Origin of the sequence: Megamonas hypermegale, from assembly GCF_900187035.1 — a bacterium.
Classification (GTDB): Bacteria; Bacillota; Negativicutes; order Selenomonadales; family Selenomonadaceae; genus Megamonas; species Megamonas hypermegale.
Genome location: NZ_LT906446.1, coordinates 634,909 through 655,860 on the forward strand (window position 1 = coordinate 634,909; position 20,952 = coordinate 655,860).

Genomic DNA, 20,952 nt, shown 5'->3' on the forward strand with positions numbered 1-20,952 from the left:
CTAATTTGAAAAAAATATTTTATAAAAAAATACTAAAATAAACAACATAATATCAAAATTTTACAACATTTACCTGTTGCATTTTTTTCAGAAAATAATATAATATAACTTGAATGAACAAGGGTAAACGTTTTCAATGAATGTTAAATTTTCATAAAAAACGAACAAATTCATCTTTTGTGTTTTTTATGTTGATTTATATTATTTTTTAAAGGTAGGGGATTTTTATGAATAAGAATGTCGTAATAACGGTTAGTCGTCAGTATGGCTGTGGTGGACGTGAATTAGCAACAATTTTAGCTAAAAAATTGAACGTTAATTTGTACGATAAACAAATTATTCACCTTGCGGCTGCTAAACTTGGTATTGATGATTTGAGCGAAGAAGATTTAAAAGAATTAGAAAATACCGTTCAGCCAATGACACTTACTTATGTACCATTCCATTCTTTCGGTAATCATGCAGGTGAATCTAGCCGTGGTATGTTTATTGCCGAAGCAGGTGTAATTAGAAAACTTGCTGAAGATGGTCCTTGCGTTATTTTAGGTCGTTCTGCTGATTATGTACTTGAAGATGAGCCAAATCATTTTTCTATATTTGTTTGTGCTAATGATGCATATAGAGAACAAAGAGGTAAAGATGTTTATGATGGCAAAACTTTAAAAGAATTAAATCAGGAAGATGACAAGAGAGCTAGATATTATAACTATTATACTGGTAAAAAATGGGGAGACCCTGTAAATTATGATTTAGTAGTAAACACTAGTAATGAACCTTTAGATAAAATAGCTGATGCTATCATTGAATATATAAATACCGTTAAATAAATATTTATAAAAAAGCGTAATCATTAAAAATTTAATAATATAATGGGAGGGCTTTATATGTCAAAATTTTTATCACGTGTGGCATATGCGTGTGGTACCTTTGGGCATGACTTCTTCTATGCAATGATTGGTACTTATTTCATGATTTTCGTAACAAGTAATCTGTTTAATACAGAAAATACAAGTTACAACGAGTATATGATTGGTCTTGTAACAACGGTTATCCTTGTTATCCGTGTTGCAGAACTTTTCATCGACCCATTTATCGGTAACACTATCGATAAAACAAAAACAAGATGGGGCAAATTTAAACCATGGGTTCTTTCTGGTGCAGTTATCGCTGCAGTTACATTAGCTATCTTATTCACAGATATTGGCGGTTTGGCTGAAACAAGTCCTGTAATGTACTTAGTTGTTTTCGCTATCTTATATATAATTATGGACGTATTCTACTCAGCAAAAGACGTTGCTATTTGGTCTATGATACCAGCACTTTCCTTTGATTCCCGTGAACGTGAAATCACAGCTACTTATGCTCGTATTGGTTCTGTATTTGGTGGTCAGCTCGTAACTATCATCGTTATTCCAATTGTTTTAGCATTCTCTAAAAACAGCAACGGTGGTGCCGGTGATGCTACAGGTTGGTTCGCATTTGCTGCAATCGGTGGTTTAATCGCAACAGCTGGTGCAATTATCCTCGGTATTGGTACAAAAGAACATGCTTCTGCTCTTCGTGAAAACAAAACAGATACATCTTTTAGTCAAGTTTTCTCTGTATTAATGAAAAATGACCAGCTCTTATGGATTGCATTTGCATACCTTATCTTTGGTTTAGGTCAGAACCTTATCAATAACTTCAACCTTTATTACTTCATCTATGTATTAGGTGATTCTTCTCAATTCTCTTTCTTAGGTGTAATCAACGTTATCATTGGTTTGATGGCAGTTGCTTTATTCCCATCATTAACTAAAAAATTCAGTAGACGTAAATTATTCTTCTATTCTATTGCAATTATGTTAATTGCTATCGTAATCTACTATTTTGCAGGTCAAAATGTATATTTAACATTACTTGGTGCTGGTTTATTTGCTTTACCACAGCCACTTATCTTCCTTGTTGTATTAATGACAATCACAGATACTGTTGAATATGGTCAATTAAAACTTGGTCATCGTGACGAAGCACTCGTACTTTGCGTACGTCCTTTAATTGATAAATTAGGCGGTGCTATTACATCTGCTATCGTAGGTTTCACAGCTGTTTGGGTTGGTATGTCTGGTAACAAAGTAACAGCAGCAAGCATTACTCCTGAAAACTTACTTAACTTCCAATTAATCATGTTCGCAATTCCATTTGTTTTACTTATCATAGCAACATTCATTTACAAAGCTAAAGTTAAATTAACGGAAGAAAAACATGCTGAAATCGTTAAAGAACTTGAACGTACTTGGGGTAAAGATAATAAATAATTAACTCACCAAACATCTTCTTAAAATAAAATAATATTTTGTGAAAAGGACATTCTTTTTATAAGAGTGTCCTCTTTTATTGCTCTAAATTATTGCTTATTATTTAAAAATTAAATTTTCATTGAATATTCATTTAAATAGACGTTTTATTAATATAATGGTATTATTAGTAATATAAAATTTAAGAGAAAAGAGGTCTAGTAGTAAATGAGAGTATATCTTTATATTAATAAAAAAGGCTTTAGAGAAAATACTTTTAGAATAGCTTTTCAAGAGTTAGTAAAGATAGCAACAAATGCAGAAAAATCTACAGACAATATGTATTTAATAGGTAAATACGAAGCAAGAGACAATGAAAACACTTCTGATGCTCCATACAATAAGAAGTATGAAAATAGATATTTTGCTATTCCGATTAATGACCGTGAAAAAGGCTTCTTTAATTTGACAACTATTTTATGCAATAATGATTTAAGTGATTATGAAGTTATCAATGAAGCTACATTAAATGGAGTAATCAATACCTTATATAAAGGTGCGGATGAAGATAATTCTCAAAGTATTTCTTTAGAGTACGTGGGCGGACGCTCTAAAGAATCTCAAAATATCATTGAAGATATTTCTTCTTCTTGTTTCATTGCGATGATTAATATGATGAATACATGGTTTAAAGAAGAACACAAAGATATTGAATGTAAATTACAGATTGAATTTAATTAACTGTTTTTAATTAAAGAAAAAGGATTTATTGTTTTTGGCAATAAATCCTTTTTTTATATGATTATTTAGTTTTGAAAGAATTTCTTAATATCGTTTTCTACAGTGTCGATGCCAGCAATGCCGAAATTATTTACAAGGACATTAGCTACATTTGGAGAAAGGAAAGCTGGAAGAGTTGGACCGAGATGGATATTTTTTACACCGAGATGTAATAATGCTAAGAGTACGATTACAGCTTTTTGCTCATACCAAGCGATATTGTAGATGATAGGTAAATCATTTACATCATCAAGACCGAATACTTCTTTCAATTTTAAAGCAATGACAGCTAGTGAATAACTATCGTTGCATTGTCCAGCATCTAAAACACGCGGAATACCGTTGATATCGCCTAAGTTTAATTTATTATATTTGTATTTAGCACAACCAGCTGTTAAGATAACGGCATCTTTTGGTAATGCTTTAGCAAAATCTGTGTAATAATTTCTAGCCATTTGACGACCATCACATCCAGCCATTACAACGAATTTTTTAATAGCACCAGATTTTACAGCTTCGATTACTTTATCAGCGAGTGCTAAAACTTGATTGTGAGCAAAACCGCCGACAATAGAGCCTGTTTCAATCTGTGTTGGTGGAGCACAGCGTTTAGCGTGTTCGATAATTGGTGTGAAGTCTTTTTCTTCACCGAGTTCACCAGGAATGTGTTTGCAACCAGCAAAGCCGACAACACCTGTTGTATAAATTCTATCTTTATATTCATCTTTTGGTGGAACAAGGCAATTTGTAGTTAAAAGTATTGGGCCATTGAAAGAAGCAAATTCTTCTTTTTGTTTCCACCAAGCATTACCATAATTTCCTGCAAAATTAGGATATTTTTTAAAGAATGGATAATAGTGAGCTGGAAGCATTTCGCTATGAGTGTATACATCAACACCAGTTCCTTGAGTTTGTTCAAGTAACATTTCTAAATCTCTGAGGTCATGACCGGATATGAGGATTGCAGGATTATTGCGAACACCGATATCAACTTTTGTGATTTCTGGTTGTCCATAGTGAGAAGTATTAGCTTTATCGAGCAGAGCCATTACTTTTACGCCGTATTCACCAGTTTTGAGTGCAAGCGCAGTTAATTCTTCTGCACCTAAATTATCATCAGTGATTTTAGCAAGTGTTGCTTGAAGGAAAGTATCAATTTCGTCATCAAAAGTATCAAGAGCATTAGCATGTTTATTATAAGCTGCCATGCCTTTTAAGCCGTAAGTGATTAATTCGCGCAAGCTGCGAATGTCTTCGTTTTCAGTGGATAAAACGCCGACTTGAGCGCCTTTTGCAAGATAAGATGATGTATCATCAGTTGTCCAAAGGGCAATCGGAGATAATTTTGTTGTGTCATTTAATTCTTGTAATAATTCTTGTTTATAAGCAAGTGTTTTAGTGATGCGTTCAGTGATGATTTCATCATTGAAGTTAGCGTTTGTAATAGTAGTGAAAAGATTTTCACAGATGAATTGATTTATTTTGCGGGCAATAGGTTTATTTTCAGCGCGAAGCAGAGTTGTTATTTCACAAAGACCTTTTGTAGAATAAATTAATAAATCTTGTAATGTTGCTGTAGTGGCGGATTTACCGCATACGCCGACACGAGTGCAACCACGGCAACCAGCAGTTTCTTGGCATTGAAAGCAAAACATTTTATTTTCCATATATAATCTCTCCAATTAGTTTTTTTAATTAAGAACTGTATTTATTATATAAAGAGAAATAAAAAAAGTATGTTGTATTTACAACATACTTTTTGCTTCATTATTATTTTTATTTTATTTACCAAAGACCGAATAAATGTTGTACACCAAGGCTTACACAAGCGATGGCTACCCAACAGCAAAAGCCCATTATGATAGGTCTACCACCATTTTTAATTAAGTCAATGATATCAGTGTGTAATCCAATAGCTCCCATAGCCATGATGATGAAGAATTTACTGCAAAATTTCATTAAAGCGAAGAATGATAAAATAGCACTAGAAATTTCAGCGGAAAAAATATTGCTATCCATGCAGTAATTGCAAATAGTAGTAATGATGGAAGCGATTACAAAGTATAAGATAAACATAGGAAATGCTGATTTTACACTGGCTTTGTTTGTACCAGAATGTTTTTTTGCCATATAAAAACCTAAAACTAAAGTGATAGGAATGATAGCAAGTGTTCTAGTGAGTTTTACGATAGTGGCACCATCTAAAACCATTGTACCAGTATTATGCATGCTATCCCAAGAAGAGGCAGCAGCAGTAACAGAAGAAGTATCGTTGACTGCAGTTCCCGCGAAGATAGCAAAACCTTGGTCGCTTAAACCGAGCATACCGCCGAGTGTAGGAAAAATTAATGCAGCGATGATGTTGAATAAGAAGATAACGGAAATTGCTTGAGCTATTTCTTTATGGTTAGCATCGATTACAGGAGCAGTTGCGGCAATAGCAGAACCACCACAGATAGATGAACCAACACCGATTAAAACAGAAGATTTAGCAGGTATTTTTAAAATTTTAAAAACTATATATGCTGTGATTAATGAAGTTGCAATCGTGGAGATGATAATTGGTAAAGATGTAGCACCTACAGCGATAACAGTTCCTAAATTTAAGCCGAAACCAAGTAAAATAACGGCATATTGTAAAACTTTTTTAGAAGTAAAAGTAATACCACTGTTTAAGATATTTTTTTCACGGACGAATTTTGATAAACACATGCCGATTAAGATAGCGAAAACAGGGCCACCTATGATTTCAAATTCTTTGCCTAAGAAAAAAGCAGGAATGGCGACGACTAAGCAGGCTAAAATTCCTTGCCAGCGGTCTTTGATTAATAACATTGAATAAATCCTCCTATATTTTAAAGATTATCATTTATTTAAAATATATAAGCTTTTATTATAGCAAGAATTTATTCTAATACATTGCCATAATCAATGCAATAGGCGTTATATATTAAATTTTCTTATGAAAATCCAAGGCTTATTTTATTTCTTTTAAATTATAGATATCTAAACGGCGATGTTTTAACAGTGGCAATTGCTCGCGCACAGCATTTACTTCGTTTAAATTGATATCGGTGATTTGATGATTTTCTGTTAAATCTAGTTCGTTTAATATTTTCCCCCAAGGAGAAACAACGATACTGTGTCCCCAAGAATGATATGATGCTTCTTTATTATAAGCTGGTGCAGTGCCGATTGTGAAAACTTGGTTATCTACAGCGCGACTTTGAAACATCAAATTCCAATGAAGCGGGCCAGTTGTCATATTAAAAGCAGCAGGAACAAAAATCACTTTAGCACCTTTATCGACCATCAGACGGCTAAGTTCAGGAAAGCGAAAATCATAGCAAATGCAGATGCCCATCTTGCCCCATTTCGTATCGAAGACGGCTATTTCATCGCCAGCAGTTAAAGTATCGGACTCTTTAAAATATTGACCGTTAGCGATGTCGATATCGAAAAGGTGCATTTTAGCGTAATGAGTAATTTCATTGCCGTTATCATCAAAGACGTATGCCATATTAAAAATATTACCGTGTGCATTTATTACAGGTATTGAGCCAGCTGAAAGATAAACGTGATATTTTTCTGCTATATTTTGGCAAAATTTATAAGTAGTGTCGCGATATGTTTCAGCATACAATGGAAAAAATTTATTTTCATATGGGCAGCTGAACATTTCTGGCAGAGCTATAAAATCTACTTCTGGAGTTATTGTATTTTTTATAAATTTTTCAATGTAATTCAAGGTTTCAGTTTTATCAGCAAATACTTTTGTCTGCAATTGTAATAATTTCATAAAATCAACCCCTTTTTTATTCTAGTTTACCATAAAAAATAATTATGGTTTACAATTAGCGGGGGAAAAAGTATAATTAGAGTTATGTATTTTGCCAAATTACTTTATTGAGGAGGAATTTCCTGTGAAATGGGCTGAAATTAGTATTCAAACTTCGCATGAAGCTACAGAAGCTGTAGCAGAAATTTTTCATGAACTTGGGGCTTCTGGTGTTTTGATTGAAGACCCAGAACTTGTGAATGATTATATTCATTCTGGAGCTTGGGATTATACTGATATTCCACTTGCTGAAGAAACTGATATTGTTACAGTCAAAGCTTGGCTTCCAACTGATGAAACTTTGCCGAATAAAATGGAACAACTTCGCCTGCATATAGACGAATTGAGTCAAATTTTCGAGAAAGATTGCGGTACAATCAATTGTTGTGAAATTCAAGATGAAGATTGGGCTAATAATTGGAAACAGTATTTTCACCCAGAAAAGATAGGGGAAAAGATTGTTGTAAAACCATCATGGGAAGAGTATACTCCTGTAAATGATGAAATCGTTATCGAAATTGACCCTGGCATGGCTTTTGGTACAGGAACACATGCGACAACTTCAATGTGCGTGCAATTCTTAGAAGAATATGTAAAACCAGGCATGGACGTATTTGATGTAGGTACAGGTAGCGGTATTTTAGCTATAACTGCTGCTAAATTGGGCGCTAAAAATATTCAAGCTGCCGATTATGACCCTGTTGCTGTAGATGTAGCTAAAGAAAATATCGCGGTAAATCATGAAGATGACCATATCGCTATTTTCCAAAGTGATTTATTAAAAAATATGACAGGCAAGGCAGATGTCATCATCGCTAATATCATAGCAGATATCATCATTCGCATGTTCGATGATGTAGATACAAAATTAAACCCACATGGTGTTATTTTAACTAGTGGTATCATTGCTGACCGCATTCCAGAAGTCATTGAAAAAGCAGAACAAAAAGGTTTTGTCGTTGATAAAATGAATGAAAAAGCTGGCTGGGCAGCAATCATCTTTCGTCGCAAGGAAGATATGCAATGAGAAGGCTGTTTTTGGATGTGCCGTTGAGTGAAAATTTCACAATAACGGGTGATGATGCTAAACATTTATTGTATTCCATGCGCGTTAGACCGGAGCAAGAATTTACAATAGTTGATAAAGATGGCAAAGTCGCACAGGCAAAAGTAGTAGCTTGTAGTGCTGATACTGTGCAGATGAAATTTCTTCATTATATAGATAATGCTGATACTGAGCCATTGATTGATGTTGTATTAGCGCAGTGCTTGCCTAAAGGCGATAAAATGGAATACATCGTGCAAAAAGCAGTGGAACTTGGCGTAAAAAGCATTGTTCCAGTAGTAAGTCAACACTGCGTTGTTAAATACGATGCTAAAAAGAAATTGCAACGCCAACAAAAATGGCAAAAAATTGCTGATGAAGCAGCTAAACAATGCGGTAGAACGATTAAGCCAGAAGTAGAAGCCATTATTGATTTTAAGCAATTGGTGGAAAGCTATAGTGATTACACTTGTCTTATCTGTTATGAAGCGGAAGACCAGTTGAGCATAAAAGAAGCTTTGCAGAGCATAAATTCCGATAAATATTTAATCTTAATTGGCCCAGAAGGTGGGCTTAGCAAAGATGAAGTGGAATTTTGCAAGCAAAATAATTTTAAAAGTATTTCACTGGGCAAACGTATTTTGCGCACAGAAACGGCTTCATTAGCAGTATTGAGCATTTTGATGTACGAAAAAAACGGCTTGTAAAATAAAATTTATTCCAATTAGAGATTTTCACAGTTTTTTAGCTGTTGGAAATCTCTTTTGGGATAAAGATAAAATATTTGTAGATAAAAAGTACTTGGTATAGTAAAATATCAAAGGGCATTAAACTAGATTTTATAAATAAAGGAGATTTTAATACAGTGCCAAAGGTTGCTTTAACTACACTTGGTTGTAAAGTAAATCAAGTTGAAACTGAAACAATGGAAGGATTATTTCGTCAGCGTGGTTATGAAATTGTTGATTTTTCAGAGCCCGCTGATTTTTATATTATAAATACTTGTTCTGTTACTCATTTAGGTGAAAGAAAATCGCGCCAATTAATTCGCCGTGCCAATCGCTTAAATAATAAAGCTATTGTCGCCGTTACAGGCTGTTATGCGCAGATTGCCGCTGATGAAATTGCAGCTATCGAAGGTGTAAAAGTCGTAATCGGCACACAGCAACGCCATAAAATTGTAGACTTAGTGGAACAAGCAGCGCGTGAAGACGGTTTGTTCAACGAAGTTTCAGATATCATGCACACACATGAATTTGAAGACATTCCATTATACGGTACACCACATCGCACACGTGCTTTCTTAAAAATTCAAGATGGTTGTTGCAATTATTGCTCATATTGCATAATTCCTTATACACGTGGGCCAATTCGTTCACGCCGTTTAGACAGCGTTAAAGAAGCACTCGATAAATTAGTAGAAGATAATTTTCATGAAGTAGTGCTTACAGGTATTCATCTCGGCGCATACGGCAGAGATTTTAAAAATGAAAATATTTCGCTCAGCGATGCAGTGGAAATTTGTTTAAAAAATCCTAAATTAAAAAGATTGCGCCTTGGCTCTTTGGAATCAATAGAGGTTTCACCGCATTTATTAGAGCTTGTGAAAAATGAAAAACGATTTACGAAACACCTTCATTTACCATTGCAAGCTGGCAGTGATGAAATTTTAAAGGCAATGAATCGCCATTATACAACGGCTGATTTTGCTAAATTAATTGAAAACATTCGCCATGAAGTGCCAGATATTGCCATTTCTACAGATATCATTGTTGGTTTCCCAGGTGAAACAGATGAATTATTCCAGAAGAGCTTAGAATTTGCTAAGTCCATGAACTTTGCTAAAATTCATGTATTCCCATATTCTAAACGCAAAGGCACGCCAGCCGCTACTATGCCTAATCAAGTTGATGAAGCAGTTAAAAAACAACGCGTGCATTTAATGCAACAGATGGAAGCAAAATCTGCATTAGATTTCCATACGAGATTTTTAGGCAAGACATTAGATGTTTTATTTGAACAGACACATGAAGGATATACAGAAGGCTTAACTTCTAATTATATTAAAGTTTATGTAAAAGGAGAAATTCCATCTGGTGAAATTTGTAGTGTAAAACTCGAAGAAATTTTTAAAGATGGTATTTTAGGAAAAATTTTATAAAATTATTGTAAAATAAAAGAGGTTTTTTCGATAAAAAGGAGAATGTATATAGTACTGCAATAAAGAAGGAGGTGCAAAATATATGTCAGATAATTGTATTTTCTGCAAAATAGCTAATAAGGAAATCCCTTCACAATTCGTATATGAAGATGATATGGTTGTTGCTTTTAAAGACCTTGAACCACAAGGTCCAGTACATGTTTTAGTTATTCCTAAAAAACATATTGCAAGTTTACTTGATACAACAGATGAAGACAAAGCTCTTTTAGCTCATATTACTTGCGATGTAATCCCGCAGCTTGCTAAAAAATTAAATGTAGCAGAAAAAGGCTTCCGTACCGTAGTCAATACAGGGGAAGAAGGCGGTCAAACAGTACAGCACCTTCATTTCCATATCATTGGTGGCCGCTCCATGCAATGGCCTCCAGGTTGATAAAAATCGCCTAAATATACTACAATGTTCTAGTTGACAATGTACTAGAGTGCAATGTATAATATTTGGGTATGATTATTAAATGCAACACTCCCGTGTTAGTGGAGGGGAGGGAAATATAAATGTCATCTGAAATCAAAGTTGGTAAAAATGAAACTATTGATAGCGCTCTCCGCAGATTTAAACGTACTTGCCAGAAAGCTGGTACTTTAGCTGAAGTTAGAAAACGTGAGCATTATGAAAAACCAAGCGTAAGACGTAAAAAGAAATCAGAAGCTGCTAGAAAACGCAGATACAGAGCTTAATTGCTCGAGATTCGGAGGTAATTCATATGTCACTTAAGACCCAGTTAATGGATGATATGAAAGCAGCCATGAAAGCTAAAGAAGCAGGAAAACAGAAACTTGCTGTTATCCGCATGGTACGCTCCGCTATTCGTCAAACTGAAATTGATGGTAAGAAAGAACTCGATGATAATGATGTTATTGCGTTAATCAGCAAAGAAGTAAAAATGCGCAAAGATTCTATAGAAGAATTTAAAAAAGGCGGTCGTGAAGATTTAGTTGAACAGACTGAAGCTGAAATTGCCGTTTTGATGCCATATTTACCAAAACAATTATCAGAAGAAGAAGTTAGAGCATTAGTAAAAGAAGCTATTGCTAATACTAACGCGACTACTATCAAGGATATGGGCAAAGTTATGGGACAGCTCATGCCTAAAGTTAAAGGACGCGCTGACGGAAAAATGGTTAATACCATCGTCAAAGAATTACTAGGTTGATGAAAAACAGGTAGGACTGTAGTCTTACCTGTTTTTTTATATAGGTTTCAGGGGTGTTAGGTGATGATTTATGCAAAACAAGACGAATGATTTTACAAAAAATAGCATGGCTCATAATATAATGAGTTTGGCAATCCCGATGACTGTAGCACAGTTGATTAATGTTTTATACAGCTTAGTCGATAGAATGTATATAGGGCATTTAGCACAAAATTCTACTTTGGCTTTAACGGGACTTGGCATAACTTTTCCTATTATTATGTTGATTACTGCATTTACTAATTTGTTTGGCATGGGTGGTGCGCCACTTTGTTCAATCGCTAGAGGTAGAGGCGATGATAAAAGAGCAGAAAAAATAATAGGGAATTCTTTCTCTATGCTGATTATTTGCAGTTGTATTCTGATAACAATAGGGTTATTGGCGAAAAAACCTTTATTGTATTTATTTGGGGCAAGTGATGAAACGTATCCTTTTGCCAATGAATATTTTTCTATATATATTTGGGGAAGTATTTTCGTCATGGTAGGCTTGGGTATGAATACTTTTATAAATGCACAGGGTTTTGCTAAAAAAGGCATGGTTACAATATTAATCGGAGCTATTATCAACATTATATTAGACCCGATTTTTATTTTTGGCTTGGATTTAGGCATAAGAGGTGCGGCGATTGCGACAGTCATCGCGCAATTTATTTCAGCGATGTGGGTAATGCGCTTTTTATTAAGTGATAAAGCCATATATCGTATAAAAAAATCATGTATGAAGCTCGATTTTAAACTTATAAAAGAGATTATTTCTCTGGGATTTTCGGGATTTGTTTTTGCCACCACAGGAAGTTTAGTTCAGATTGTATGCAATAATGTATTATTGCTTTGGGGCGGAAATATCTATGTAGGTATAATGACAGTATTGAACTCCATACGCGATGTCTTGCAAATGACAATAGAAGGAATACGCTCAGGAGCGCAACCAGTGCTCAGTTATAATTATGGAGCTAGACAGTATTTGCGTGTAAGACAGGGAATAAAATTTTTAGCTAAGATAACTTTACTGTACACGAGCTTAGCTTGGTGCATATTGGACTTTTTCCCAGAATTTTTTATTCATCTATTCAACAGCGAAGAAGAAATGTTATTGCTTGGGGTGCCAGCTTTACATATATACTTTTTAGGATTTTTTATGATGGCATTTCAATCTACAGGGCAGACTACGTTTATTTCTTTGGGCATGGGAAAATTTGCGACATTTTTCTCCCTGTTTCGCAAAGTAATCTTAGTAATTCCACTTACTATTTTCTTGCCTAATGTATGGGATTTAGGTGTATATGGCGTTTTTTATGCAGAGATGATTTCAAATTTTGTCGGTGGTTTAGCATGTTTTAGTACCATGATGATGGTAGTATGGAGACGGTTGAAAAAAATAGAGAATACAGAAAAAATGTGATGATTATAGACTGCATTTTAAAGTTAGTAAGATAACGATAAGATGCAGTTTATTTTTTGTTTGAAATTTATATTTTATTAGATACTTTTATAAAGGTATATGGATATTTATTGTAGAATTATATTAATAAAATTTATAAATATGTCTTGGAAAAAAATAATAAAAGGAAGTGATGATATGGATTTTATCATAGATTCCTCAATGGTGCAGTCGTTATTGCTCGTTGTGATTTTCTTATCTATATTGGTAGAAATCAAGACTGGCGGTACAGGTGTCGGCGCTCTTTTGGGACTAATTGCGGCGGCTGTATTTTGGGGCAGTAGTTATGTAAAGGGGCTTGTTAGTTTATATCAAATTGCGATATTTATAGTTGGTGTAATTTTTATAATCATAGAAATTTTGACACCAACTGTCGGGCTTTTAGCTGGTATCGGTGTCGTAGCTATCTTTTATAGTTTGATTTTAGCTATGGGTGGAGATATCAACGCTATTTATATGATGGCAATATCTTTGGTAATAGCCATTATCATCTTTGCTATCATCATAAAGAAATTGCCTTCGAGTAAATTATGGAAGAAAATCATTTTGACGAATACTTCCTCAACTGAGCAAGGCTATGTCAGTAGCGTTGATTATTCTCAGTATTTAAATAAAGAAGGTATAGTATTAACCGAACTTCGCCCGTCTGGTTCAGTGGAAATTGATGGCGTGCCTGTTGATGTCGTATCGGAAGGAAAATTCATTTCCAAAGGCGAAAAAGTTCGCGTAGTAAAAATAGAAGGTATGCGAATTATCGTTCGCAAAATTGAATAAATTTATTTTAGGAGGGTTTTTGTATGGAAGCAATAATTGGTTCGGGTTTTGTTATTGTAATCATAATCGTCGCGATAATGGTATTTTTGCATTTCGTGCCGATTGGATTATGGATTTCAGCACTTGCCTCAAATGTGCATGTAGGTATATTCACTCTTGTAGGTATGCGCATGCGCCGTGTTCCACCACAAAAAATCGTATTACCGCTAATCAAGGCAAATAAAGCGGGGCTTAATGTCAATGTAAATCAACTGGAAGCGCATTATCTAGCTGGTGGCAATGTCGATAAAGTAGTCGATGCGTTAATAGCTGCACATCGCGCGCAAATACCACTTCCATTTGAACGCAGTGCAGCCATTGACCTTGCTGGTCGTGATGTGCTTGAAGCAGTACAGATGAGTGTTAATCCAAAAGTCATTGAAACACCAGTTGTATCGGCGGTGGCAAAAAATGGTATCGAGTTAAAAATCAAAGCAAGAGTTACAGTGCGAGCTAATATCGATAGATTAGTTGGCGGTGCTGGTGAGCCGACAATCATCGCGCGTGTAGGCGAAGGCATAGTAACTTCAGTAGGTTCTTCCGAACGTCATACTGATGTACTTGCAAATCCAGATGATATATCTAAGACTGTACTCGGCAAAGGCTTAGATGCAGGAACGGCTTTTGAAATCTTATCCATCGATATAGCTGATGTTGATGTAGGTAGAAATATCGGCGCAGAACTGCAAACAGACCAAGCGGAAGCAGATAAACGAATAGCACAGGCAAAGGCAGAAGAAAGACGTGCAATGGCAGTTGCAAAAGAACAGGAAATGAAAGCATATACTCAGGAAATGGAGGCACGCGTTGTCGAAGCGCAAGCAGAAGTGCCGCATGCGCTTGCCACAGCTTTGCGTGATGGCAAACTCGGCGTAATGGATTATTATAATTTAAATAATATCAATGCCGATACACAGATGCGCGAAGCAATAAGTAGAACAGGAGATAGCACAGTACCGCAAGGTCAAGTGCCGATAAAATAATATGGACGGATTGTATTCATTCCTGATTTTTGTTGTCATAATTGTGATAAATATGCTCTTTCAAAGGGCAAAGAACAAAGCGCGTTATCAAAAAAGAAAATTGCCGCCTAAAGTGTACAAAGAAGATTTTCCACCAGAGCAAGAAAAAAACCCTACAAGGGGTGAAAGACCTCTTGATTATATGATGGCAAGACCTAAGACTCAAAATGTCGATAAAACAGAAATTTATACAGAGCCTGAAATCGTTGAAGAAAAAATATCAGTTGAACCAAAAGAAGATGATGTAAACAATATTTATCAAGAATATTTAAGAAAAAAAGAACAACAAATGCATCATAAAGAGGTAAAGGATTATATTCAAAATACAGAAATAAAATCGACTGATGAAAAGAAAAAAGTGCAAATCGATATAGCGCATGAAAGTATCATGAATGCTATAATGTATGCACAGGTTTTAGAAATGCCAAAATCTGTTTATTATCTAAAAAGATATGGCATAAAACGTATAATACACAAGGATTAAAATAAAAGCCGGCAATTTTTGTCGGCTTTTAGGCTTTTAAACGATTTCATACAAATTTTATATAAAACAGATTAGCATTTTTTATTTTTATGGTATAATACATTATATGCTTAAAATATTTTAAGGATGTATGGAGGGAGAGTAACTTTTGCCAAATTTTGCTGAATTAAAAGTATCTTTTCAGGACAGAGCCGAAACAATCGGTATTTTGGGAGAAAATGATGAATATTTACGTGTATTAAATGATAGTTTTGCTTGTCGCATACTGGGCAGAGATACAAATTTGTCCATAAACGGTGAAGAAGGCGAAGTCAATGCTGCTATGCAGGTAATTGAAGCTTTGCTTTTACTGTATCGACAAGGAACAAAACTCACCATGCACGAAGTGCGTTACAGTATAAAACTGGTTAAAGCTGGTCAGTCTAACGAATTAAAATCGCTGTTCACAGATATTTTAATTGTTACTTCACGCGGAAAATGTGTGCGCCCTAAGACTATCGGACAGAAAATCTATGTTGATGCCATTCGTCGCCATAGTATTACTTTTGGTCTTGGCCCTGCTGGCACAGGAAAAACGTATTTAGCAGTAGTTATGGCAGTAATGGCATTGCGCAATCATGAAGTTGATAAATTGATTTTAACTCGTCCAGCAGTAGAAGCTGGCGAACGATTGGGCTTTTTGCCAGGAGATTTACAAGAAAAAATTGACCCATATTTAAGACCACTTTATGATGCTTTGCAAGATATATTAGGCTTGGAAACGTATCAAAAAATGTTGACACGCAATATCATTGAAATTGCTCCACTTGCCTATATGCGTGGTCGCACATTAGAAAGAGCTTTCGTTATCCTCGATGAAGCGCAAAATACGACACCGCGTCAAATGAAGATGTTTTTAACTCGTCTTGGTTTTGGCTCTAAAATGGTAGTAAATGGAGATTTGAGCCAGATTGATTTGCCACGTGGTGGCGGTTCAGGACTCACACAAGCTACAAAGATTTTAGACGGACTTGAGGGAATTTCTGTAATTCAATTTGATGATAGAGATGTAATTCGTCATGATGTAGTAGCTCGTATTATAAGAGCATATGATGCATATGAAGCTACACATACTGAACATAAGAATAATGAAAAGGATAATAAAAATTAAGTAAATGTAAATGGAGATTTTATTATGGAAATAATTTTAAGCAGTATGCCAGAAAATCTGGAAATTGATGTAGATATTGTTGATACAGTTAGAAGAGCCGCTTATAAAGTTGGTGAACTTTATGGTTTAGATAATGCAGAAGTGAGCATTACTTTTACAGATAATGAACATATTCATGAAATCAATCGAGAATATCGCAAAGTAGACCGCCCTACAGATGTAATTTCATTTGCTTTAAATGAAGGTGATGAACCAGAAATCGAAGGTGGCGCACCTGTTAATGTTTTAGGCGATATCATTATTTCTGTAGAAAAAGCCGTAGAACAAGCAAGTGATTATGGTCATAGCGTTGAACGAGAAGTAGCATTTTTGACAGTGCATGGCATGCTTCATTTATTGGGTTATGACCATATAGAAGAAGAAGACCGCAAAGAAATGCGTCAAGAAGAAGATTTCGTGATGGAAAAACTTGGCATAAGCAGATAAATTTTAATTTTATTTAACATTTAAGTTATTTAAGGTACATTTTTGAGATATATTATTAAAAATAAAAAGGAGTATTTTTTTGGAAAATAAAAAATTTAAATCAGGTTTTGTAGCTGTTATAGGTCGTCCTAATGTAGGAAAATCAACTCTAATCAATAGTCTTATCGGTCAAAAAATCGCTATAATGTCCGATAAACCGCAGACAACACGCAATCGTATAATGTGCGTATTAACTACAGATAATGAACAGGTGATTTTCCTCGATACACCAGGTATTCATAAACCATTGCACAAATTAGGTGAATATATGGTTAAAGCCGCTGAAGGAACATTGCAGGAAGTAGATGCTATCTTATTCGTTGTAGATGTAACAGAAGATTTAGGTGGCGGCGAACGCTATATCATGGAAAGATTGCAGGCTACGAAAAAACCAGTAATTTTAATTGTGAATAAATTGGATTTAATTGATAGACAGTCCGTTTTACCAGTTATTGAAAAATACACGAAGGCATATCCATTTGCTGGTGTTGTGCCTATTTCTGCTAAAGAAAAATTAAATTTAGATAGCTTATTGGCTGAACTCAATAAGTATTTGCCAGAAGGACCACAGTATTATCCAGCAGATACCGTTACAGACCAGCCAGAACGACTCATCGCGGCAGAAATGATTAGAGAAAAAGTATTGCATTTAACACGTGATGAAGTTCCGCATGCAATCGCTGTAGAAGTGGAAGAAATGAAAGCACAACCAAATGGTAAAGTGGATATCCGTGCTACTATTTACGTAGAACGTGAATCACAAAAAGGTATTGTAATCGGCAAACAAGGTAGTTTGTTAAAGAAAATAAAAACAATGGCACGCAGAGATATAGAAACGATGCTAGGCTCTAAGACTAAACTTGACCTTTGGGTAAAAGTTAAAAAAGATTGGCGTGATAGAAGTAATGTATTGCGCGAATTTGGATTTAAAAATCCTTGAGTAAAAAGAAATTAATTTAGTTTTTGAGGAAGATGTATAAAGAAAATGAATAGATTATCACATTATTTTATTAATGGGCTTATTGTTTTAGTGCCTATTGCCATCACTTATATAGTTATCGCAACGATTTTTTCTATAATTGAAGGACTTGTAGAAAGTTACATTCCTTTAAAATTTCCAGGGGCAGGCATAGCGCTGTTACTTGTTGTAATTTTAGTGGCAGGCTGGATAACTTCTACTTGTACATGGGCTTCAGAAAAAATCATCAATTATTTTGAAAGCATTGTTGATAAAATCCCTGTTGTAAAATTTATTTATAGCAGTGTTAAACGGGTTTCAACTATGTTGTTTGAATCAAAAACAATGTTCAGTCAAGTTGTATTAATCCCGTATCCAAGCCCTGGTATGAAAACAATTGGTTTTTTAATGCCGAAACCATCAAAAGTTATAGCGCCATATCTTAGCAAAGACGAAGAATATGAATCGGTATTTTTGCCATGGAGTTTAAATATGACTTCTGGTTTTAATGTGTTTATACCGAAAAAAGATATAATATTTACTGATATTTCCGTAGAAGATGCTTTTCAGTATATTTTAACTGCTGGCGGTGTTATGCCAGGGGCAGATATAAAGAAGGATTTAGCTAAAATTCAAGAAATGTCTGCTCAGCAAAATGCAAATAAAAAATAGTGGCACTGTACACAACGGAAGTATTAGTCATCGGTGTTAAAAATTGGGGTAATGCTGATAAGATAGTTACATTGCTTTCACCTGAATATGGCAAGATAACGGCGGCGGCTTACGGTTGCCGTCGTCCTAAAAGTCCACTCGCTTCATCTATGCAGCTTTTTTCTTGGCTTGATGTACAGCTTTCGCGCGGTGAACGAATGGATACAATTCGCCAATGCGAACACAAGGGATTTTTTGCTGGCTTATATGAAGATTTAACCGCTATGGCATACGGCTCATTTATCGCTGAATTTGCCAAAGAACTTTGCAGTGAAGATGAACCACAGGCAGAGATTTATCAAACGCTTTTAAAGATATTACCATGCCTTACGAAGAATAATCCGCGAATTTGTGCTGTTGCTAGTGCTTATCAAATTTTTGAGTACACAGGTTGTCAGCTACATTATGATAAATGCACCCTTTGCGGAACAAAAATCACGGGTGATGCGTATTTCAATCCGCAACAAGGAGGTGTATTATGTGATGAATGTAGTGGTCATAAAGCGCATAATTTTTCCGCTTCACTGCGAGCGTTTATCACAAATATGTTATTGCTCGATTGGGACAATCCCCCTAAATTCCAAGTCAAAGGCGCAGATTTAGTTGCGGCAGAGCAAATCTTGCTCAATTACATTCAAGGATTAATCGGCAAGCCATTTAAATCGCTGGCTTTTATAAAGCAAGTAACTCAATTAAATAATATGGCAAGAAATATAAAAAGATAAAATTAGCAGTCAATCCATTTATTTTATGATTGGCTGCTTTTTTATAAATTGATTAAATCGAAAGAGAAGGTTTTAAAATGAAAAAATATGTTGATGTTTTTGATTATGCAAAAGAAATATTGCAGGCAATTCCTAAGGGGGTATTGCTTACGACAAAAGCTCATGGCAAAGTAAATACAATGGCAATCGGCTGGGGCACTCTTGGCATTGAATGGAGAAAACCTATATTCATCGCTTTTGTGCGTGAAAATCGTTTTACGCGCTTTCAATTAGATGAAAATGGAGAATTTACAGTGAACATTCCATTTAAACCATTTGATAAAAAAATACTTGGCTATTGTGGAACGCATAGTGGAAAAGATACAGATAAAATTGCTGATTTGAATTTGACTTTAGAAGAAGGCGAAAAAATTTCCGTACCAGCGATAGCGGAATTGCCACTTACACTAGAATGTAAAGTTATTTATAAACAAAAACAGGATATGAAAGCACTTTCCGAAGAATTATGCAAAATCCATTATCCGCAAGATGTAGATAGCTCTTTTTCTGGTAGCAATAAAGATAGCCATATCGCTTATTATGGCGAAATTGTGAGCGCATATATCATAGAATAAATTTATTGACAATATAGTTTACTTTTGCTAGACTGTTTTATACAGTGATGAACCGGAGAAGTAGCTTTATCCATCAGCGAGCAGTGAGGGTGTGAGACTGCATGAAAGTGAATGGCACCGGGGAGCTTTAAGATAATAATACATTCTAAAGAGGGCTTGATTTTTCAAGTCAATCAGGGTGGAACCGCGGGTATAATCTCGTCCCTGTAACAGTATAGTTGTTACATGGGCGAGTTTTTTTATTTTATCGCCCATGAATTAAGGAGGCATTCTTATGACATTTCAGGAAATTATCCTGACTTTGCAGAAATTCTGGTCTGAACAGGGCTGTATTTTAGCACAGCCTTATGATGTGGAAAAAGGTGCAGGCACAATGAACCCATCTACATTTTTGCGTGTACTTGGCCCTGAACCTTGGCATGTTGCTTATGTAGAACCATCTCGCCGCCCAGCTGATGGTCGTTATGGTGAAAATCCAAACCGTTTATTCCAACATCATCAATTCCAAGTTATCATGAAACCATCTCCTGATAACATTCAAGAACTTTATTTACAGAGCCTTGCTAAACTCGGCATCAACGAAAAAGAACATGACATTCGTTTCGTTGAAGATAACTGGGAATCTCCTACACTCGGTGCTTGGGGTCTTGGTTGGGAAGTTTGGCTCGATGGCATGGAAATCACACAGTTCACTTATTTCCAACAAGTTGGCGGTGTTGATGTAAAACCTGTTTCTTCTGAAATCACTTATGGTCTTGAACGTATTGCAATGTACATTCAAGAAAAAGAAAATGTTTATGATATAGATTGGAATGGCACATATACTTATGGTGATGTGTTCCATCAAAACGAATTTGAACAATCCACATATAACTTTGAATTAGCAGATACAACACTTTTATTCGATTTATTCGATAAATATGAACGTGAAGCAATCCGTGTAATTGAACTCGGTTATGTTCACCCTGCATACGATTATGTGCTTAAATGTTCACATACTTTCAATTTGCTTGATTCACGCGGAGCTATCAGCGTATCTGAACGTACTGCATTCATTTCTCGCGTGCGCAACCTCGCTCGTTTATGTGCTCAATGCTATTTAAAACAGCGTGAAGAATTAGGCTATCCTCTCTTAAAGAAAGGAGCTAAATAA

General features: G+C 35.2%; 23 protein-coding genes. 20 read left to right on the top strand and 3 right to left on the bottom strand.

Features of this window, described 5'->3' with window-relative positions; all coding sequences use genetic code 11:
- Window positions 1-227: 227 nt before the first annotated feature.
- From CKV65_RS03010 to CKV65_RS03020, 3 genes are all read left to right on the top strand, one after another.
- Window positions 228-827: a cytidylate kinase-like family protein gene (locus tag CKV65_RS03010; RefSeq protein ID WP_027889656.1), complete on the top strand. Its 600-nt coding sequence runs from the start codon at window positions 228-230 to the stop codon at window positions 825-827.
- 57 nt (window positions 828-884) lie between these two features.
- Window positions 885-2,297 carry a glycoside-pentoside-hexuronide (GPH):cation symporter gene (locus CKV65_RS03015; protein WP_027889657.1) on the top strand — a complete coding sequence of 471 codons (1,413 nt, stop codon included), beginning with the start codon at window positions 885-887 and terminating at the stop codon, window positions 2,295-2,297.
- 207 nt (window positions 2,298-2,504) lie between these two features.
- Window positions 2,505-3,017, top strand: coding sequence for a hypothetical protein (locus CKV65_RS03020; protein ID WP_027889658.1), 513 nt, complete (start codon window positions 2,505-2,507; stop codon window positions 3,015-3,017).
- Between the two features lie 65 nt (window positions 3,018-3,082).
- Here CKV65_RS03020 and hcp read toward each other — a convergent pair whose 3' ends face one another.
- The 3 genes from hcp to CKV65_RS03035 form a co-directional block, all read right to left on the bottom strand.
- Window positions 3,083-4,723 (bottom strand): hydroxylamine reductase, encoded by a 1,641-nt coding sequence (gene hcp, locus CKV65_RS03025; RefSeq protein ID WP_027889659.1) that lies wholly within the window; start codon window positions 4,721-4,723, stop codon window positions 3,083-3,085.
- Window positions 4,724-4,841: 118 nt separating this feature from the next.
- Window positions 4,842-5,891 carry a YeiH family protein gene (locus tag CKV65_RS03030; protein ID WP_036254448.1) on the bottom strand — a complete coding sequence of 350 codons (1,050 nt, stop codon included), beginning with the start codon at window positions 5,889-5,891 and terminating at the stop codon, window positions 4,842-4,844.
- Window positions 5,892-6,033: 142 nt separating this feature from the next.
- Window positions 6,034-6,855 carry a carbon-nitrogen hydrolase family protein gene (locus CKV65_RS03035; protein WP_027889661.1) on the bottom strand — a complete coding sequence of 274 codons (822 nt, stop codon included), beginning with the start codon at window positions 6,853-6,855 and terminating at the stop codon, window positions 6,034-6,036.
- Window positions 6,856-6,979: 124 nt separating this feature from the next.
- On the opposite strand from CKV65_RS03035, the gene prmA reads away from it, so the two are divergent.
- The 17 genes from prmA to glyQ all read left to right on the top strand — a co-directional run bounded on the left by prmA (window position 6,980) and on the right by glyQ (window position 20,952).
- Window positions 6,980-7,921: a 50S ribosomal protein L11 methyltransferase gene (prmA, locus tag CKV65_RS03040; RefSeq protein WP_027889662.1), complete on the top strand. Its 942-nt coding sequence runs from the start codon at window positions 6,980-6,982 to the stop codon at window positions 7,919-7,921.
- Entirely contained in the window at window positions 7,918-8,646 is a 729-nt protein-coding gene (locus CKV65_RS03045) for a 16S rRNA (uracil(1498)-N(3))-methyltransferase (protein ID WP_027889663.1), read from the top strand. The genes prmA and CKV65_RS03045 overlap by 4 nt, the downstream gene beginning before the upstream one ends.
- A gap of 158 nt (window positions 8,647-8,804) precedes the next feature.
- Complete coding sequence (gene mtaB / locus CKV65_RS03050) at window positions 8,805-10,100, top strand: tRNA (N(6)-L-threonylcarbamoyladenosine(37)-C(2))-methylthiotransferase MtaB (protein WP_027889664.1); 1,296 nt, start codon at window positions 8,805-8,807, stop codon at window positions 10,098-10,100.
- An 82-nt stretch (window positions 10,101-10,182) separates the two neighbouring features.
- Window positions 10,183-10,533, top strand: coding sequence for a histidine triad nucleotide-binding protein (locus CKV65_RS03055; protein ID WP_027889665.1), 351 nt, complete (start codon window positions 10,183-10,185; stop codon window positions 10,531-10,533).
- A 122-nt stretch (window positions 10,534-10,655) separates the two neighbouring features.
- Window positions 10,656-10,838, top strand: a complete 183-nt coding sequence (gene rpsU, locus CKV65_RS03060; protein WP_027889666.1) for a 30S ribosomal protein S21 — start codon at window positions 10,656-10,658, stop codon at window positions 10,836-10,838.
- A 26-nt stretch (window positions 10,839-10,864) separates the two neighbouring features.
- Window positions 10,865-11,314, top strand: coding sequence for a GatB/YqeY domain-containing protein (locus CKV65_RS03065; RefSeq protein ID WP_027889667.1), 450 nt, complete (start codon window positions 10,865-10,867; stop codon window positions 11,312-11,314).
- A 70-nt stretch (window positions 11,315-11,384) separates the two neighbouring features.
- Window positions 11,385-12,758 (top strand): MATE family efflux transporter, encoded by a 1,374-nt coding sequence (locus CKV65_RS03070; RefSeq protein ID WP_027889668.1) that lies wholly within the window; start codon window positions 11,385-11,387, stop codon window positions 12,756-12,758.
- Window positions 12,759-12,935: 177 nt separating this feature from the next.
- Complete coding sequence (locus CKV65_RS03075; RefSeq protein WP_027889669.1) at window positions 12,936-13,571, top strand: NfeD family protein; 636 nt, start codon at window positions 12,936-12,938, stop codon at window positions 13,569-13,571.
- Between the two features lie 23 nt (window positions 13,572-13,594).
- Window positions 13,595-14,593, top strand: coding sequence for a flotillin-like protein FloA (gene floA, locus CKV65_RS03080; RefSeq protein ID WP_027889670.1), 999 nt, complete (start codon window positions 13,595-13,597; stop codon window positions 14,591-14,593).
- 100 nt (window positions 14,594-14,693) lie between these two features.
- Window positions 14,694-15,116, top strand: a complete 423-nt coding sequence (locus CKV65_RS03085) for a hypothetical protein (RefSeq protein WP_155909545.1) — start codon at window positions 14,694-14,696, stop codon at window positions 15,114-15,116.
- A gap of 148 nt (window positions 15,117-15,264) precedes the next feature.
- Entirely contained in the window at window positions 15,265-16,266 is a 1,002-nt protein-coding gene (locus tag CKV65_RS03090; protein WP_027889672.1) for a PhoH family protein, read from the top strand.
- A gap of 24 nt (window positions 16,267-16,290) precedes the next feature.
- Window positions 16,291-16,752, top strand: coding sequence for an rRNA maturation RNase YbeY (gene ybeY, locus CKV65_RS03095; protein WP_027889673.1), 462 nt, complete (start codon window positions 16,291-16,293; stop codon window positions 16,750-16,752).
- A gap of 79 nt (window positions 16,753-16,831) precedes the next feature.
- On the top strand, window positions 16,832-17,731 hold the full coding sequence (era, locus tag CKV65_RS03100; protein ID WP_027889674.1) for a GTPase Era: 900 nt from the start codon (window positions 16,832-16,834) through the stop codon (window positions 17,729-17,731).
- Between the two features lie 45 nt (window positions 17,732-17,776).
- Entirely contained in the window at window positions 17,777-18,421 is a 645-nt protein-coding gene (locus CKV65_RS03105) for a DUF502 domain-containing protein (protein ID WP_027889675.1), read from the top strand.
- Window positions 18,421-19,185 carry a DNA repair protein RecO gene (gene recO / locus CKV65_RS03110; RefSeq protein ID WP_027889676.1) on the top strand — a complete coding sequence of 255 codons (765 nt, stop codon included), beginning with the start codon at window positions 18,421-18,423 and terminating at the stop codon, window positions 19,183-19,185. Before CKV65_RS03105 ends, recO begins: the two co-directional genes overlap by 1 nt.
- A 77-nt stretch (window positions 19,186-19,262) precedes the next feature.
- The gene (locus CKV65_RS03115; RefSeq protein ID WP_027889677.1) at window positions 19,263-19,799 is read left to right on the top strand and encodes a flavin reductase family protein; all 537 of its coding nucleotides are present in this window, start codon (window positions 19,263-19,265) and stop codon (window positions 19,797-19,799) included.
- A 274-nt stretch (window positions 19,800-20,073) separates the two neighbouring features.
- Window positions 20,074-20,952: a glycine--tRNA ligase subunit alpha gene (glyQ, locus tag CKV65_RS03120; RefSeq protein WP_027889678.1), complete on the top strand. Its 879-nt coding sequence runs from the start codon at window positions 20,074-20,076 to the stop codon at window positions 20,950-20,952.